Below are 17,645 nucleotides of genomic sequence, written 5' to 3' on the forward strand. Positions count from 1 at the left end.
AGATATACTATAAAATGATTTTAAGGGAGAGTTCAATTTTGATAAATTTATTTGACGTAATGAAGAAACTTTCAGAGGAAGAGCTAAAAGAACAAGGGGCACTTTTAGAAACTTTAACAATGACTAATTTATCTAAACAAACAAGTCAAAAAGTAGCACATAAATTAGTTAAGGCTACTAATCTATTTGCGGGACTTATGAAAAAAGAACCTTTTCAGACTCCAGAAGTTTTAACTATAGAAGAGCGATTAGAGCAAAATAAACAGAAGTGGCAAGCTTATGCAAGAGAAGAAGCTGAAAGAAGCCTTAAAGAGCTTTTAAAAGTAAGATGTAGTAAACTGGATTTAAGTCGTGTAGAAGAGGCGCTTTCTGAAGAAGCTTTTTCTATTTTAATTCTTGAGGAGGCCGGAGAGCGTTATGACCTAAAAGACGAATTATTACCTTCACAAAAAGCAGATTTTATTGCGAAGTTCTATCAAAGAGAAATCAAGGAAATAAGAAAAGAATTAGAAAAGCAGAGATCAGAAGATAAAGAGGATAAAGAAAAAGATAAAGAAAAAGATAAAGAAGATACCAATCCAAATGAGGAGGCACAAGAAGAAGCAAAAGAAGAAGCAAAAGAAGAACAACAAGGGGAAGAGGAAATATCAGAAATTAAGTGTCTCATGCAGTTAGGATTAGGAAGAAATAAACTAATTAGAGCATTATTTGCAAGATGGATTACACTATGTGTACAGGCATGCGGTGGGCAAATGACAGTAAAAGAAGAAGCCCTACCAAGTTTTCAGCCACCTAGAGAAAGAATACAGCGTGAACATGATTATCAGGAGTTACTCAGACAACATCAGCGCAATGAGGCAGAATACGAGAAGGTTCTACATAGTCTTTTAGAAGCGGATCAAAATCTTAGTATGAAAAATAAAGTAATTGATCATGAAGAGAAAAAACAGTTAGAGATTCAAGCACATATTGAGAAACTCATAGAAGAGAGAAAGGCTTTAAATGAGAGGATAGAAGCTACAAGACAAGATTTATCACATAGAGCTAATAAGGAAGAAGCCAATGAGCTGGAACAAATAGAAATGCAGCGGTTAACCAAAGAAGTCAAAATGAAAGAAAAGCAGATGAATACTTATGAAAGCATGTTGGCAATCAGTGCAGAGGAAGTAGAAGGTGCTACAAGGTCTATAGAGCTTATTAATATGAATAAAGAAGAGTGTATTGCACCTTTACTTAAAAAGGTTGCTGATAGGAGAGCGATTACATCTAAGCAACTTGAAGAAGAAGAAGAAAAAAGGCAAAAAGATTTAGTGGAAAAGTGGCAACTAGCCTATAAAGACTTTATATTTGATGAAGAATGTTTAAAGAGTATACAGGATTTTGCGCCTTATGAGCTTTTAGATATTGAGCGTGCTTTATTAGAGTTGCATACTGTACAAGATAAAAAAGCTTTAAGCTGGGGTGAGATAGAACGAAAAGAATATGAGCTATTTGAGATTGAACCCGATGGGCAATCTTTAGAACATATGTATTTAAGCTTGTATGGTGGAGAAATTATAGTCCTTATTTATAAGGTTCAAGAAGAAATAAATAAGGTAAAAATTATTAAAGTTTTAAAAGTGTAAAAATAAAATACAAAGGCACTCTAACGACTTATTAGGGTGTCTTTTTTATGTGTAAAATGAGTATAAAAATAGAAGGATTAGGGAATGATATTACAAAAAATAGAGGGAAATAGACATATGGCAGAACATGTTACGGCTATGCGGCACGAGGATAGGGGGCAACACACAGTATGCCTTTTATGCTGGTAATGGCATTATTGTTCGGTATGTTGCCGAAAATGTTAGCTATAGGGGTAGCCTATCTGTATGCATTTCTCAAGAGAAGAATGAGAGGATTTACCCTATTTGGATTAGAAAAGGAAGTAGAGAATATGTTCTTTAGACGTAAAAAAGAAGATCCTGAGTTAGAAGCTGAATATAGGAGAGTACTAGAAGAGTTCCAATGTGAAATGGACCTAAAAGGTGTAATGCAGGAACATGAGTTGGAATGGCGTGATGTATTAAATATTGTAAAGGATAGTTTAAAATAAGGCATCTTATTGGATGCCTTATTTCGTGTAAAAGTAATGTAAGAGTTAAACCTTTTCATGTTTACATTAAGTGAACAGTTTTTTAGCTCTGTATAATCAACTTATATTAAGGGGGACACAAACAGGACTATGCTAAGCTAACCCCAATTGTATATTTACGAGGTACTTCAAAGCTCAGCTTATTGTGCTTTGCCATTAGGGCATATTTTTGTTTTTAAAACATAATATAAAATGGGTAAGAATACAGTAAAAGCAATATATTGGAGGGGTTTTATGGATAAGTATACCATAACGATTGCGAGAGGATATGGCAGTGGAGGACGTGTTATTGGGAAGTTGTTAGCGAAGGAGTTAGGCATTCCTTTCTATGATAGAAATTTATTAAGACTCGCGTCAGATGACAGTGGCATTAATGAACAACTTTTTGTAGATGCAGATGAAAAAGTGAAAAATACTTTATTATATAAGGTAGCTAAAAAAGTTTATAAAGGAGAACTTATTCCACCTGATCGTGATGATTTTATTTCTAATGAAAACCTCTTTAATTATCAAGCTAAAATTATTAAAGAACTGGCTCGTGAAGGGTCTTGTGTCATTATGGGGAGATGCGCAGACTACATCTTAAAAGATTATGACCATATACTACGTATTTACATTCATGCACCACTAGAAGACTGTATTCAAGCAGTAGATAAAATTGCACCTGTTAGAAATCCTAAAGATTATATTCTTATGACAGATAAACGTCGTGGAGCCTACTATCGTTATTTTACAGGAAGAAACTGGCGGGATGCAGATAACTATGACCTGTGTCTTAACAGCAGTCATTTAGGCTATGAAAAATGTGTAGAAGTCATTAAAGCTTATTTAGACATTAAATTTAATTAGTGAAAAGGCTTATAAGAGAAGCACTTCTTATAAGCCTTTTCATTGCCTATTTTACGCTCATTCTTTATACTGAGAAATGAAGAAATTTAAATAAAGGAGTACATATGATAGAAGTAGAAGAGATGACTATAGAGCAGGTGAGGGATTTATTAGATAGGGGGGAACTCACATCAAAGGCTTTAGTAATGTTCTATTTAGAAAGAATAGCAAAATATGATAAGGGAGAAAGAGGTCTTAATGCTATTTTAGAGCTTAATCCAGAGGCACTTCAGATGGCAGACCAGTTGGATGAGGAAAGAAAGCAGTGTGGATCTAGAAGTATACTACATGGCATCCCCATCCTTATTAAAGATAATATAAGTACTAAAGATCACATGCATACAAGCGGTGGAAGCTTAGCTTTAGCAGACTTATACGTACCCTTTGATGCTTTTATTATTAAAAAGCTTCGAGCAAGTGGAGCTATTTTGTTAGGTAAAACCAATATGGGAGAGTTGATGAACTTTATGTCTTATACGATGCCAGATGGCTATAGTTCAAGGGGAGGGCAGGTGAACAATCCTTATAATAGAAGGCTTACACCTTCAGGTTCTAGTTCAGGTTCTGCCGTAGCTGTAGCATCCAATTTAGCTATGGCAGCAATAGGAACAGAAACGAATGGTTCACTTACTATGCCAGCAAGATATAATCAACTTGTTACCATTAAGCCAACGGTAGGGCTTGTAAGTAGACAGGGTATTATGCCTATTTCTTATTATCAGGATACACCAGGGCCTATGGCAAGGAATGTAGCAGATGCTACAATTTTGTTAGAAGCAATAGTAGGTAGGGATGAGCAGGATGAGCTAACGGATAGAAGTATGGGACGTATACCTAAGAGCTATAGAGAGGAACTTGGTAAAGACATAAATGGGAAACGAATTGGTTATAATCCAAAGACTTTTGAAGAACTCGACTCAGAAGAAAAAAGGGTTATGCAAGAGGCTATGGAGATTTTAGAAAAAGCTGGAGCTCATCTTATACCTACACTATTAGAAGAAATAGGGGACTATGGTTTTAAACCTAATCTATATGAATTTAAAGCTGGGTTTAATAGGTATCTTAAAAGTGTCAAAGGTGCCACTAAGATAGAAACGTTACAAGACCTTATAGCTTTTAATGAGACGCACCCAGATACATGTCTTAAGTATGGACAAGACATTCTGTATGAGGCACAGGCGACAACGGGTAACCTTAGTGACCCTTATTATATGATGCTTAGACAAAATAGCTTACAGCAAGTAAGGACTATAGGAATGGATAGACATTTTGCCAAAGATCATTTAGATGCTTTTATGACCATGGCGATTAGTAGTCTTGCGCCTGTATCAGGATATCCTAGTCTTGCACTGCCAGCTGGCTGGAAAAGAGAGGGGGAACCGATGAGTTTATTATTAATAGGTAAGGCCTTTACAGAATCTATCCTAATTCGTATAGGGTATCAATATGAAAAAAGAACACAAAAAAGAAAGGCACCTATCTTAGGATAAGGTGCCTTAAGTGCGTTTATGCAGTTCATGTTTACATTTAGGGCAAGTAATACAAACTTTGCCCTTACCTCTTGGAACGCGAAGCGTTTGTTTACATTCTGGACATTTAAAGTATTTATGCGTTTTCATGCCTTTTAGGCGGTTCCACTTGCGCAAAGAAGCATTTTTGACAGGATGCCAAATTCTAAGGAACTTAAAGTTTTCTTGTTGTCTTGCATAAAGGTTTTTAGATAAAATTCTAAAATAGCATAAAAAGATTGCTCCTAAATCCACAATGGTTAAAATTGTACTGCCTATAAAGCCATTAAGAAGAGATAGTACAAGCGAAAAAATAAGTAGAGCTACAGAAAGTTGGTCAATGCCATAGCGACCAATCATAAAGTGTTTGAGTTTATCCATAAACTTTTCCATAGAAGAGCTCCTTTCAAAATCATAGAGTATCAATTAAATTTATTATAGGATAAAATTGTTAAGAGAATATATACACATTGACAAATACAGGGGAAAATTTTATGATGGAAACTGATTAAACAACATAAAGAGAGGTAGAACATGATTTATTTAGATTATGCTGCAAATACACCTGCTCATGAAGAAGTTTTAAAGTCTTTTGTAGACTTTTCTACACAATATATAGCTAATCCTAATGCCTCTCATGCATTAGGTAAAGAAACAAAAATTGTTTTAGATGAAGCAACTGAGCGTATTGCAAAGCTTTTAGGCGTTCAAAAAAGTGAAATTATTTATACATCGGGCGCAACAGAATCCAACAACCTTGCGCTTAAAGGTATTGCCTATCAGTACAGACGTAAAGGCAAACATATTATTACGACTTACCTTGAGCATTCTTCTGTAACCAGTACAGTAACAGCACTTCAGAATGCAGGATACGAAGTAGACTTTGTAGATGTTTTAAAGGATGGACAAGTTGATTTAGAACATCTTAAGGAACTTTTAAGGCCAGATACGATTTTAGTATCTCTTAGTCATGTGGATAGTGAAGTAGGCATTAAACAGCCACTTAAAGCCATTCATGATTTATTAGAAGGATACCCAAATTGCTTTTTTCATGTAGATGCTACTCAAGCTATAGGTAAAATAGTGGTAGATTTAAAAGATGTTGACTTATTAACATTTGCACCACATAAGTTTTATGGCTTAAATGGTATAGGTATTCTCATTAAAAAGGAAGGGATTATGCTTGAGCCAGTTATTCACGGAGGTATTAGCACAACAGCTTTTAGAAGTGGTACACCAACACTTGCACTGATTGAAAGTGCAGCAAAAGCACTGGAATTGGCAATTCCTCATATAGATGAGCGTTATACTTATGTAGAAGGACTTAATATAAAATTACGTAAAGGATTAGAGAAATATGCCAATGTGCATATTAACAGTCCAAAAGATGCAAGTCCATTTATCGTAAACTTTAGTGTAAAAGGCGTTAATGCAGCTGCCTTCCAACAGGCTTTAGAAGAATGTGAAATTTATGTAGCAACTAAATCAGCTTGTTGCGTGGTCAATACACCTTCGAGACCAGTCTATGCGTTAACTAAGGATCGTAAACTCGCACTTTCTACGCTTAGAATAAGTTTAAGTCATTTAACAACAGAAGAAGAAATTGAGAGCTTCTTAGAAGTTTTTGAACGTAGTTATAAAAATTTAGTAAAATAAGGATGAACTTATGGAAAAATATCAAGAAATAGAACGTAGTATTATTAAAAAATACCGTAAAACCATATGGACTAAATTCGTTAAGGCTATTAATGAATATGAACTGATTAAAGAAGGCGATCGTATTGCCGTATGTATATCAGGTGGGAAAGACTCTATGCTTCTTGCCAAATGTATGCAAGAACTTTATAAGCATGGTAAGCGCAACTTTGAACTGAAGTTTGTTGTAATGGACCCAGGTTATAATCCTTATAACAGACAAGTTATTATTGATAATGCAGAGCTTTTAAATATTCCTATTGAAATTTTTGATACAGAAATTTTTGATGCTGTAGCAGGTGTAGCAGACTCACCATGCTATCTTTGTGCAAGAATGAGAAGAGGTTACCTTTATAAATATGCTCAATCTATTGGTTGCAACAAGATTGCACTTGGGCATCATTTTGACGATGCGATTGAAACCATTCTTATGAGCATGCTTTATGGTGGAGAGATTAAAACCATGATGCCAAAACTTCATAGTACAAATCATGAAGGTATGGAACTTATTAGACCACTTTACCTTGTAAAAGAAGCGGATATTATTGCATGGAAAAACTACCATGATCTTCAATTCATCCAGTGTGCATGCCGTTTAACAGAAAACTGTTCATTAGGTGATGCAGGTGGGGGTTCTAAACGTCAGGAAATGAAAGTTCTTGTTAAGAAGTTTAGACAAACAAATCCACATATTGAAATGAATATCTTCAAGAGCGTTCATAACGTAAACTTACAGACTATTATTGGTTATCGTGATGGAGAGAAGGTATATAGCTTCTTAGATGATTACGATAAATAAAATGACCTCTTGACTCGAAATAGGATATGTGATAGGATTCATTTAATTAAATCAACTCTAAATACATTGAAAAGGAAAGTATATTTAGAATGTCTTTTACAGAGAGCTTCAGTAGCTGAAAAGAAGCAAAGAATACTAAATAGAAAATGGCCTTGGAGTAGTGCAATCGAGTATTGAAGTCATTTCTTGAATTTAGATTGCAACAGGTTCGCCTGTTATAGCGATAGAGTATAACCATAGATAAATGGCGTACTTGAAGAGTTCTATACTGTGAAGTATAGATGAAATAGAGTGGTACCACGGGAATTAAGGCCTCGTCTCTATAGCAAAAGCTATAGAGCGAGGTCTTTTTAGTTTACGTATTTAAAGGAGGCAATAAAAATGAATATTTTAATTGGAGGCGCATGGCCATATGCAAATGGGTCATTGCATATAGGACATTTAGCTGCATTATTACCAGGAGATGTACTTGCGAGATATTACCGTAAGAAAGGGGAACAAGTGCTGTATGTATCAGGGAGTGATTGTCATGGCACACCTATTTCAGTAAGAGCAAGACTAGAGGGAGTAGAACCTACAGTCATTACAAATCAGTATCATGAGGAATTTCAAACATGTTTTAACAAGTTAGGTTTTTCTTATGATATTTATACAAGAACAGATGAGGAATTTCATAAAGAAGAGGTTCAAGGTATAATCAAAAAACTTTATGAAGCAGGGTATATTTATGAAAAACAGATAGAACAAGTCTATTGTGAAAGATGTGAGCAATTTTTACCAGACCGATTTGTAGAAGGTATTTGTCCAATATGCGGGAAAGTGGCAAGAGGAGACCAATGTGATCATTGCCAAAGCTTATTAGATCCTTTAGAGTTACAGGAGAAAAGGTGTAAAACATGTGGTCACATACCAACAGTTAGAGAGACAAAGCAGCTGTACTTTGCCTTATCAACATTTGAAGAGAAGCTAAGAACTTATGTAGAGCATCATAAGGAAAACTGGCGTACGAATGCAGTTCATGTAGCCGATCGTTATATTAATGAGGGCTTACAAGATAGAGCCATTACAAGAGATTTACCTTGGGGGATAGAGGTGCCTATTCCAGGCTATGAAGATAAAAAAATTTACGTTTGGGTAGATGCTGTATTAGGTTATTTAACAGCAAGTAAAAAGTGGGCACAAGAGAAAGAACAAGATTACAGAGATTTTTGGAATGCAAGTACACTTTCTTACTATATACATGGCAAAGATAATATTCCATTTCATAATATTATTTTGCCGGCATTGCTGAGTGGAATAGGCTTTAAAACATTGCCAAAAAGAATAATTTCAAGTGAATATATGACTATTGAAGGGAAGAAGCTTTCGACAAGTAATAATTGGGCAATATGGGCAAAGGATTTAATAGGGCAATATGAACCAGATGTTATTCGTTATAGTTTACTTGCGAATGGACCAGAAAAACGAGATGCTGATTTTTCCTATAGGGAATTGATTACACTTAATAATGCAGATTTAGTAGGTGCTTATGGGAATCTTGTAAATCGAACATTAGCTTTTTTAGTAAAGAGTTATAAAGGGGAATTACAATCTTGTGTAGTAGAGGAAGCACTAGAAAGGAAGATACAAGGTGTATATGAGAAAACAGGAGGATATATAGAAAACGGAGAATTTAAAAAGGCACTTAAAGAGATTTTTGAATTAATTAGATGGACAAATAAATATTTTGATGAAAATAGACCATGGGTAATGATTAAAGAGGATTCGAATAAGTGCTATGAAACCCTTTATCATTGTATATATAGCATCATTAATATAGGCAATTTATTAGAACCATTTTTACCATTTTCGTCTGAACGTTTAAGGAAGATAGTAGGCGTAAAGGAAATAAGCTGGAAACCTTTAAGTGTACCTGTAGGGAAAATAGGTGCTGTAGACTTATTATTTAAAAGGTTAGATAAGAGCGAGTCATAAAAATAAAAATGCCATTAAAAGAGACTAATGGCATTTTTATTTTAAACTGCAAGACTATTTTCTTGTAGTTTCATACGAGTTCAAAACATTATTTTAAGTAACTTATAGAGGTTAAATTGGATAAAACGGATAATCAATGGACAAAATCATACTTGCTACCTAAATTTACCTTTTATATAATGAAAGTATCTTACATATAAGGAGTGAAAGAAATGAAAACACTTAAAATAGGAACGGGAGCACTGACAGGCTCAGAAATTTCATTAGGTTGTATGCGTCTTGCAGGGCATACAGTAGAAGAAGTGGCGCAGCTTATTGAGGGAGCTTATGAGTTAGGTATAGATTTTTATGATCATGCAGATATTTATGGACAAGGAGAATCTGAAAGCGTTTTTGCTAAAGCTTTAAAGACTTTACCGATTGAAAGAGAGAAGCTTATTCTGCAAACAAAATGCGGGATTAGACCAGGCTTTTTTGACTTTTCGAAAGAGCATATTATTCAGTCAGTAGAAGGGAGCTTGAAGCGTTTAGAGACAGATTATGTAGATGTTCTTTTATTACATCGACCAGACACGCTGATGGAGCCAGAAGAAGTTGCGGAGGCCTTTAATACACTTTATGACCAAGGTAAAGTAAAGTATTTTGGTGTAAGTAACCAAAATCCGATGCAAATGGCACTCCTTAATAAATATTTAGAACATAAGATTATGATTAATCAACTTCAGCTAAGTATTACAAATACAACCATGATTGATGCAGGGCTTAATGTGAATATGGAAAATGGAGCTGCTGTGAATCGTGATGGTAGTGTACTCGACTATTGCAGACTCCATGATATTACCATTCAAGCATGGTCACCTTTCCAATATGGTTTCTTTGAGGGTGTCTTTTTAGATAATCCCAAATTCCCAGAGCTTAATCAGGTTCTTGACCGTATGGCTAAGGAAAAAGGGGTAACAAATAGTGCGCTAGCGGTAGCATGGATTTTAAGGCATCCAGCCAAAATCCAAACTATTGTAGGAACAACTAATAAAGAGCGTCTTGCTGCAATCTGTAAAGCTAGTGATATTGTGCTTTCAAGACAAGAGTGGTATGAAATCTATAGATCAGCAGGGAATATACTTCCATAAACTAAGTTTGAGCTAAAACATGAAAAAAGGCTACAGTGATGACTGGAGCCTTTTAATCTATAAAAAGAGGTTTTTAAGATTCTTTTAAATGTGTCTCTCTAAGGATAGCACCTTCATTACGTTCACTTACTTGTCTAATAGACCATTCATATTGACAAAGAAGTACTGGATCGCCATCTTCAGTTTCAGCTACGATAGCATCTGAAGTAAGCTTGAAATTAGAAGGGCTGTAGTTTTCCATTTCAATCCATCTAATGTAGTTGTATGGTAAGCGTTGTTTCTTGATTTCAACACCGTATTCATTGTTAAGACGGTATTCAAGAACCTCAAATTGAAGTACCCCTACAACGCCTACAATTAATTCTTCACTACCTGTAAAGTGAGGTTTGAACACTTGGATAGAACCTTCTTCTGCAAGCTGTGATACACCTTTTAAGAATTGTTTACGCTTAAGGGCATTCACTGTAGAAATCTTCATAAAGTGTTCTGGTGCAAATTGTGGAATACCTTCATATTTAAGTTTAAGATCTGCGCTACATAAAGTATCTCCAATGTTGAAAATACCTGGGTCATGAATTCCAATGATGTCACCAGGGTAAGCTTCTTCAACCATAGCACGATCTTGTGCTAAGAATTGTTGTGGCTGAGCCAGTTTAACTTTTTTATTCTTTTGAACAAGTGTAGTCATCATACCTTTTTCAAATTTACCAGAGCAGATACGAAGGAATGCAATACGATCACGGTGTGCAGGATTCATATTTGCTTGAATTTTGAAAATAAAACCAGAGAAGTATTCCGTTGTTGGGTCAATTGGCCCTTCATTACTCATACGTGGTTGTGGTGGTGTACTAATTTCTAAGAATGTTTGAAGGAAAGGTTCTACACCAAAGTTAGTCATGGCACTACCAAAGAAGACTGGTGTAAGTTCACCTTTTAAAATTTGTTCTAAGTTATAGTCATCTCCAGCCATATCTAAAAGTTCAATGTCTTCAAGAAGTTTCTCGTGAAGGTCAGAACCAATAATATTAGTTAAGTTTGGATCGTTGATATCACATTCAAGTGTACCTACCATAGATTGGCCATGGTCCCCATCTTCGAAAAGCTCAATATGGTTTTTACGGCGATTATATACACCTTTAAAGGCTTTACCACATCCAATAGGCCAGTCCATAGGATATGCACGAATACCAAGAGCATTTTCAATATCTTCAATAAGTTCAAGTGGATCTTTACCTTGAGCATCTAATTTATTAATAAAAGTAAAAATAGGAATACCACGCATTTTACAAACTTTGAAAAGTTTTTTAGTTTGTTCTTCGACCCCTTTTGCAGAGTCAATAACCATTACAGCGCTATCTGCAGCTACAAGTGTACGGTAAGTATCTTCACTGAAGTCTTGATGCCCAGGTGTATCTAGAATGTTGATACAGAAGCCATCATAATTAAATTGGAGCACACTTGATGTAACAGAAATCCCTCTTTGTTTTTCGATTTCCATCCAGTCAGAAACAGCATGTTTTTGCGTTCTTCTTGATTTGACAGAACCAGCTGAGCGAATAGCTCCCCCGTAAAGTAAGAATTTTTCTGTAAGTGTTGTTTTACCAGCATCAGGGTGAGAGATAATCGCAAAAGTTCTTCTTTTTTGAATTTGATCTGTATAATTTAAGTTTTCTTCTGACATTTTAACCATCCTTATCTTCGCTTTGCTAATCTCTGTAATTATTATCTCCGTAGACTGAAAAGTCAAGCATAAATTAAGATTATTTTCATCTAAAGCCTTGTAAGGTAGCGTGTAACATGTATAATCTAAAAGATAGAGTATGTATAAAAAGGAGAACAACATGAACGAAAATACAAATTTAGAAGCATTTTATGAAGACATTGAAGGGGATTACAGAAAACTAGAAGAGCTTATCATGCAACTTGAAGTTTGGAGTGATACCTACACCATTAATCATAAAAAAGAAGAAGAACGTCTTGAAGAATATATGGAACTATCCGAGAATCTTTACAATCAAGAAGCGCTTATTCGTGAAAAGGTAGAGGCACATGTAGAGGGAGAGGAGCACATAAGCTATTTAAGTCGTTTAGAAGAAAGAATGCTTCATTATAAAGAAACAGAAGACATTATTCATAATTGGGTAAGAGATATTCATGAACTACACATTATGATGATGCGCTCACCTATTTTAAGGGGTTACAGAGATGAAATTGAAGCAATTAAAAATGCGTAGTGAAGGAGAAAACAACAATGAAAATGGCAGTACATAATGGTGTATTCCATGCAGATGAAGTATTTGGCGTAGCGCTTATGGAGACCATAGAACCAGACCTTCAGGTCATTAGAACAAGGGATGAGGCGGTTATAGCAGAGTGTGATATTGTAGCAGATGTAGGAGGGGGTAAATATGACCACCATCAAGCAGATAAAGTCTTACGTGAAGATGGCATTCCTTACTGCGCTTTTGGCCTTTTATGGCGTGATTATGGCAAGCAGTTTACTAAGATCATATGTCCTTCCTTAAATGAAGTAGAATCCGAAGAGGTAGCCTATAAAGTAAGCATGGATTTTATTACACAAATTGATGCAAGTGATAATGGCGTCACTTTAAATACTTATGAGTCACCTGTAACCACACTTTCGCAAATTATTAGTAGCTATATGCCGCTTCAAAGTGAGAATAAAGATGTAGATAGAGCCTTTTTTGAAGCAGTAGCTTTTGCAAAGCGTTTGTTGCAAAGGGTAGTACGTCAATATGGTGAATACTATGACAATTTACGATATATGAAAGAAGCACTGAATACCCAGGATGTAAAGAACACCCATATTCTTATTCTTGAAGGTGCTGTAAAATGGAAAGATATATTGCTTGAACTAGATAAGGAAGAAGATGTTTTATTTGTCGTATTTGAAGATTTGACGGGTTCATGGCGTGTGCAGACTGTACCAAAGGAAGAGAATAGTTTTGATGCACGTAAAGACCTTCCTAAACCTTGGGCTTCTTTAAGAAGTGAGGAGCTTTCAGCCTTAACAGGTGTAGAAGGTTGTATTTTCTGTCATCCAAATCTTTTTATTGCAGGAAATGAAACAAAAGAAGGAGCACTTGCTATGGCACATTTAGCTGTACAGGCTTAAAAGGTATATAAAATAGGGAACCTACACATACTAAAGGAAAATTGTGAAGGAGAGAACCCTATGAGTATGAACCCTTTTGATGAAAAGCCTGTTAGTGTCGAGTCTACGTTGCAGGATTGGGATAGTCTTTATCCTAAACCTTATAATAAGCATGAAGTGGATCCGTACACTAAAACTCGTATTATTTTAATGAATGGTACAGAATTTGAAGCCAATTGGTTTTCACATCAATTTTCACGTCACTGTGACGATAATGATTTAAGACGTGAAATTGCTTTAAGTAGAAGGGTAGAACAACAACAGCAAAAGAAAATAGCTGTACTTAAGCCTGCTGATGAAAGCTTGTTAGAGACAACTATTGGTTATGAGCAGTTAGCTGTTGACTTAACAGCTAGACTTGCTCAAGATGAAAAAGATCATAATGTAAAGAAAGCGCTAGATTTTGCCTTACTTGAAGACTTTGATCATCTCTATCGTTATTCAGATTTATTAGATATGGAGTATGGGATTCATGCAGAACGGTTAGTAGGTAAATACACAGAAATTATGCCTGGTAGACCGACTATTTCTGAGCACCGATTCCCATTTGACGATATTAGACGTTATATAGATGCTAAAACTGCAGATCCACTTACAAAACTGCATGTGAATATTATTACAGCAGCCGAACAGCAAACCATGAATTTCTATATGAATGTCGCACCTATTTATACAACGGATTTAGGACGAAGACTGTATCAAGAAATTGCCATGATTGAAGAGCAACATGTTAGCCAATATGGTAGTCTTATTGATACCCGTTGCAGCTGGCTTGAAAATCTTCTTATGCATGAATATACAGAGTGCTATTTATATTATTCTTGCTTTGAAGATGAAACAGATCCACATATTAAGAAAATATGGGAGCAACATTATATACAAGAAGTGGCACAGCTTCATAAAGCAGCAGAACTTCTTAAGAAGTACGACCATAAAGAATGGCAGGAAGTTATTCCTAATGGTGCTTTCCCTAAACTACTCTCTCTAGGTCCTAATATTGAATATGTAAGAGAAGTCCTTAAATCAGTTAGACTTACTGCACAAAAAGAAGATTATACAGAAGTTGATAATCTTCCAGATGACTATGAATTCTTTAAATATCAAGATTGTGTTAATAAAAATGTAGAGTCCGTTATGAGTCACCATGTTATTCATAGATATCTAGATGGCCATAAACAAGACTATCGCTTTGAAGTTGAGCCACATCCAATACAGGATCTTCAAGATCGTACTTGTGATAATACAAAACTAGGACGCGTAAAAGGCGTTTAAAATAAAACCAGTTATTCTGCAAAAAGAATAGCTGGTTTTATTTTTTTGTACTATAATACATTTAAAAAGTTTAAAAGAGGGAAAGAGGATGAATGAAACATTTTTAATGCTGATAATCATATGCCCACTTGTCTTTTTAGCAGGACTTATTGATGCAGTAGCTGGAGGTGGAGGGCTTATTTCATTACCAGCCTATATGATAGCAGGCTTACCACCTCACCTTGCAACAGGAACCAATAAATGTTCCTCTACTTTTGGTACTTTATTTTCGACGCTTAGATTTATGAAAAATAAAAAAATCTGTTATTATTCAGCTGTTAGTTCAGCAGTTACAGCACTTATAGGGTCTTATTTGGGTGCACGTCTTAATATGATTGTAGACGAAAAATATTTAAGGTATATGCTCATTGTAGCCTTACCTATTATTGCACTCTTTCTGATTTTTAAGAAAAATTTCGGTGACCAGGAGCAGATCGTAAGTCACGGTGCTGTAAAAGTAACCATTCTTTCTATTCTATCAGGCTTACTTATAGGAGCATATGATGGTTTCTTTGGGCCAGGGACAGGTACATTTCTTATTTTAGCTTATACAGGGCTTATAGGATTTGATTTGGTTACAGCTTCAGGTAATGCAAAGATAGTGAATTTAGCTTCTAATATAGCTGCTTTTATCACCTTTGCATTAGGGAGCAAAATTGTATGGGCTATAGGTTTACCTGCAGCTGTATTTGGTATTGTAGGGAATTGGATTGGATCAGGACTCGCTTTAAAAGGTGGAAAGAAAATAATTAAACCTATGTTTTTTATAACCTTGGGGCTTCTCATGTGTAAAATTATTTACGATTTACTGTAAGCTGCTTGAGATTTCCAATAGACATATAGGACCTTATCCTATATAGTTAAACTAAAGTAAGTAGCAGAGGTGATGACATGAGCACAGTAAGTGAAAAAATTTGTCTTTGTAAAGCTGTTCAAACAGAAATAGTAAAAGAAAGTATCCGAACAGGTGCTAGAACTATAGAAGGAGTAGCAAGTAAGACAGGCGCAGGAACTGGTGCCTGTAAAGGAAGCCGTTGTAAAATGGCAATTTATGAACTGATTAAGGCATATGAAAAAGGAGAGTGGCAATAGGCCATTCTCCTTTTTATTTTTATTAAAAGTGAGCAAAGGCTTTACGTGTTTATTTTAAGGCATGCTTATCAGCTGGAGGGGCAGGATAATAACCCCTATCGTGTAACGTTATTAAAAGGTTAAATTCATTTTGATGCGTGTCAGTAAGTAGATCAAGAAGTAGTGCATGTAAATCTGGAGTAAGAGAATTGGTTGTAGCTAAGTTATAAAGGATAGTAGTGGATTGTTCAGTTTCAAGTGCATCAGCTAAAAGTTCTCTTTCACTATAATGTTTTAGATTGGTTTGCATCCTATAACCTCCTCTTCTAATTAAACAAAAGTATAAATGAATTTCAAAAAAGTAGATAGGCTGTAAATAGAAATAGAGAACATAGGGTAAATTAAATGAGAAAGGAGATGAGTGAGATGGATGTTAAATTTTTAGGTAATCCTGTGATACTTGAAGGACATCATATTAATGTAGGTGATTTGGCTCCAGATTTTTTAGTTGTAAATCATGATTTGAGAACGATATCAGCAGAAAATTTTAGAGGTAAACGTATTTATGTAAGTGTACCTTCTATTGATACAGAAGTATGTGATAGGGAAGTGCGTCGCTTTAATGAAGAAGCTACAGCATGCAAAGATGTAAAAGTCTATGTGATTTCTATGGACCTCCCTTTTGCCCAAAAGAGATGGTGTGGGGCTGCAGGCATAGAAAATGTAGAAGTATATTCTGATTATAAAGATCGTAACTTTGGAGAGAATTATGGTACTTATGTAAATGAGATTGGACTACTTGCTCGAGCTATTTTTGTCATTAATGAAGACAATCATGTAGTTTATGCAGAATACTGTGAAGAAATCAGTCATGAACCGCATTATGAAGAAGCTTTAAAAGCACTAAAAGATTGCTAAGGATGGAAAATTAGCTTATATTTAACTCGCTTATAAATTAGTAATAAATTGCAATGTCTTTATTTATATAGACAATAGGTCAAAGGGTACATTATAATTTGACATAGTTTATGACATAAGACAGGGAGGATGCAATGAAAGCGAAAAAATTAAAAGCTATGTTAGGTACAATCCTAATAAGTACAATCTTATTAGCAAGTATGACTACTTATGCTTATACGGATTCAACTATGAGACAAGATAAAAAGATTATTTTTAATACATCATGTGATGATGACGAAAATCTTTATGTTCCCAATAAGCCAAGCAAACCAGAAAAGCCAGAATTACCAAATTGCCCAATTTTTCCAAACAAACCAAACGTGCCAGATAAACCAGAGGTGCCAGAAGGGCCAGAGGTACCAAGTAAGCCAGTTAGTCATTTACCTTATATTAAAGGGTATGAAGATGGTACATTTAGAGCCGAACGTCCTTTAACAAGAGAAGAAATGGCAACGATGATTGCAAGACTTCTTTTAAACGGAGCTGAGCCAGATGAAGAGGCTTCATTTGAAGATATTGCACCAACACGTTATAGTAATAAATATATAGGTTACTTAGAAAAACGAGGTATTGTATCAGGGTACAGTGATGGTACATTTAGACCCTATGAATCTGTGACAAGATCAGAATTTGCTTCAATGATTATAAAGGTCGAAGCTATACAAGGAAAAGCAGCTAAAAGGATAGCACCTTATGAAGATAAATATCTTACAAGGGTAGAAGCTGTTTTGGCACTTAATGAGGTTTTTGGAAGAGAATGTAGTGATGCTCATATTCCTAACTTATTTAGCGACTTAGATGAAAGCAATTCAGCATATAATGATATTTTATTTGCAGCAGTTGAGCATACACATAATCAATAATAAAAAAAGCGCCTTATATGATGTGACCCCAATAAGTTAGACTTTATAGCGTAGTAGCGTTTAAGCTGCTACGCTATTTCTTTATGCAGCTAAGAGGCTCACCCTGTATTCTACTGGGCTCATCCATCCTAGTTTCT

18 protein-coding genes and 1 other annotated feature are annotated in these 17,645 nt (G+C 35.2%); of the genes, 15 read left to right on the forward strand and 3 right to left on the reverse strand.

Going from position 1 to position 17,645, the window contains the following annotated elements:
• Positions 1–38 precede the first annotated feature (38 nt).
• The 4 genes from H8718_RS09660 (at position 39) to H8718_RS09675 (ending at position 4,512) form a co-directional block, all read left to right on the forward strand.
• Positions 39–1,625, forward strand: coding sequence for a hypothetical protein (locus tag H8718_RS09660; RefSeq protein ID WP_249332725.1), 1,587 nt, complete (start codon positions 39–41; stop codon positions 1,623–1,625).
• Between the two features lie 170 nt (positions 1,626–1,795).
• Entirely contained in the window at positions 1,796–2,095 is a 300-nt protein-coding gene (locus tag H8718_RS09665; protein ID WP_249332726.1) for a hypothetical protein, read from the forward strand.
• Positions 2,096–2,368: 273 nt separating this feature from the next.
• Entirely contained in the window at positions 2,369–2,983 is a 615-nt protein-coding gene (locus H8718_RS09670; RefSeq protein WP_249332727.1) for a cytidylate kinase-like family protein, read from the forward strand.
• A gap of 104 nt (positions 2,984–3,087) precedes the next feature.
• Positions 3,088–4,512, forward strand: coding sequence for an amidase family protein (locus H8718_RS09675; protein ID WP_249332728.1), 1,425 nt, complete (start codon positions 3,088–3,090; stop codon positions 4,510–4,512).
• 6 nt (positions 4,513–4,518) lie between these two features.
• On the opposite strand, the gene H8718_RS09680 is transcribed toward H8718_RS09675, so the two are convergent.
• Positions 4,519–4,923, reverse strand: a complete 405-nt coding sequence (locus H8718_RS09680; RefSeq protein ID WP_249332729.1) for a hypothetical protein — start codon at positions 4,921–4,923, stop codon at positions 4,519–4,521.
• A 141-nt stretch (positions 4,924–5,064) separates the two neighbouring features.
• On the opposite strand from H8718_RS09680, the gene H8718_RS09685 reads away from it, so the two are divergent.
• The 4 genes from H8718_RS09685 to H8718_RS09700 all read left to right on the forward strand — a co-directional run bounded on the left by H8718_RS09685 (position 5,065) and on the right by H8718_RS09700 (position 10,128).
• Entirely contained in the window at positions 5,065–6,186 is a 1,122-nt protein-coding gene (locus H8718_RS09685; protein WP_249332730.1) for a cysteine desulfurase family protein, read from the forward strand.
• 10 nt (positions 6,187–6,196) lie between these two features.
• On the forward strand, positions 6,197–7,024 hold the full coding sequence (locus tag H8718_RS09690; RefSeq protein WP_177672253.1) for a tRNA 2-thiocytidine biosynthesis TtcA family protein: 828 nt from the start codon (positions 6,197–6,199) through the stop codon (positions 7,022–7,024).
• A 57-nt stretch (positions 7,025–7,081) separates the two neighbouring features.
• Positions 7,082–7,349 (forward strand) — a binding site (T-box leader).
• A gap of 56 nt (positions 7,350–7,405) precedes the next feature.
• Positions 7,406–8,998 (forward strand): methionine--tRNA ligase, encoded by a 1,593-nt coding sequence (gene metG / locus H8718_RS09695; protein ID WP_249332731.1) that lies wholly within the window; start codon positions 7,406–7,408, stop codon positions 8,996–8,998.
• A 212-nt stretch (positions 8,999–9,210) separates the two neighbouring features.
• Positions 9,211–10,128: an aldo/keto reductase gene (locus tag H8718_RS09700; protein WP_249332732.1), complete on the forward strand. Its 918-nt coding sequence runs from the start codon at positions 9,211–9,213 to the stop codon at positions 10,126–10,128.
• 73 nt (positions 10,129–10,201) lie between these two features.
• Here H8718_RS09700 and H8718_RS09705 read toward each other — a convergent pair whose 3' ends face one another.
• Entirely contained in the window at positions 10,202–11,809 is a 1,608-nt protein-coding gene (locus H8718_RS09705) for a peptide chain release factor 3 (protein ID WP_249332733.1), read from the reverse strand.
• Between the two features lie 160 nt (positions 11,810–11,969).
• Here H8718_RS09705 and H8718_RS09710 point away from each other — a divergent pair, with 160 nt between their 5' ends.
• The 5 genes from H8718_RS09710 (at position 11,970) to H8718_RS09730 (ending at position 15,706) form a co-directional block, all read left to right on the forward strand.
• A complete protein-coding gene (locus H8718_RS09710; RefSeq protein ID WP_249332734.1) occupies positions 11,970–12,362 on the forward strand; it encodes a hypothetical protein in 393 nt (130 codons plus the stop codon).
• Positions 12,363–12,379: 17 nt separating this feature from the next.
• Positions 12,380–13,264, forward strand: coding sequence for an MYG1 family protein (locus tag H8718_RS09715; RefSeq protein WP_249332735.1), 885 nt, complete (start codon positions 12,380–12,382; stop codon positions 13,262–13,264).
• Between the two features lie 60 nt (positions 13,265–13,324).
• Positions 13,325–14,575, forward strand: coding sequence for a hypothetical protein (locus H8718_RS09720; protein WP_330597635.1), 1,251 nt, complete (start codon positions 13,325–13,327; stop codon positions 14,573–14,575).
• Positions 14,576–14,663: 88 nt separating this feature from the next.
• A complete protein-coding gene (locus tag H8718_RS09725; RefSeq protein WP_249332736.1) occupies positions 14,664–15,428 on the forward strand; it encodes a TSUP family transporter in 765 nt (254 codons plus the stop codon).
• A gap of 77 nt (positions 15,429–15,505) precedes the next feature.
• Positions 15,506–15,706 carry a (2Fe-2S)-binding protein gene (locus H8718_RS09730; RefSeq protein ID WP_177672246.1) on the forward strand — a complete coding sequence of 67 codons (201 nt, stop codon included), beginning with the start codon at positions 15,506–15,508 and terminating at the stop codon, positions 15,704–15,706.
• A 49-nt stretch (positions 15,707–15,755) separates the two neighbouring features.
• On the opposite strand, the gene H8718_RS09735 is transcribed toward H8718_RS09730, so the two are convergent.
• Positions 15,756–15,995 (reverse strand): spore coat protein, encoded by a 240-nt coding sequence (locus tag H8718_RS09735; protein ID WP_177672245.1) that lies wholly within the window; start codon positions 15,993–15,995, stop codon positions 15,756–15,758.
• Between the two features lie 116 nt (positions 15,996–16,111).
• On the opposite strand from H8718_RS09735, the gene tpx reads away from it, so the two are divergent.
• Positions 16,112–16,603 (forward strand): thiol peroxidase, encoded by a 492-nt coding sequence (gene tpx, locus H8718_RS09740; RefSeq protein ID WP_249332737.1) that lies wholly within the window; start codon positions 16,112–16,114, stop codon positions 16,601–16,603.
• A gap of 134 nt (positions 16,604–16,737) precedes the next feature.
• Entirely contained in the window at positions 16,738–17,508 is a 771-nt protein-coding gene (locus H8718_RS09745) for an S-layer homology domain-containing protein (RefSeq protein ID WP_249332738.1), read from the forward strand.
• The last annotated feature ends 137 nt before the right edge of the window (positions 17,509–17,645 follow it).

It is taken from the genome of Zhenhengia yiwuensis (assembly GCF_014384995.1).
GTDB lineage: Bacteria > Bacillota > Clostridia > Lachnospirales > Cellulosilyticaceae > Zhenhengia > Zhenhengia yiwuensis.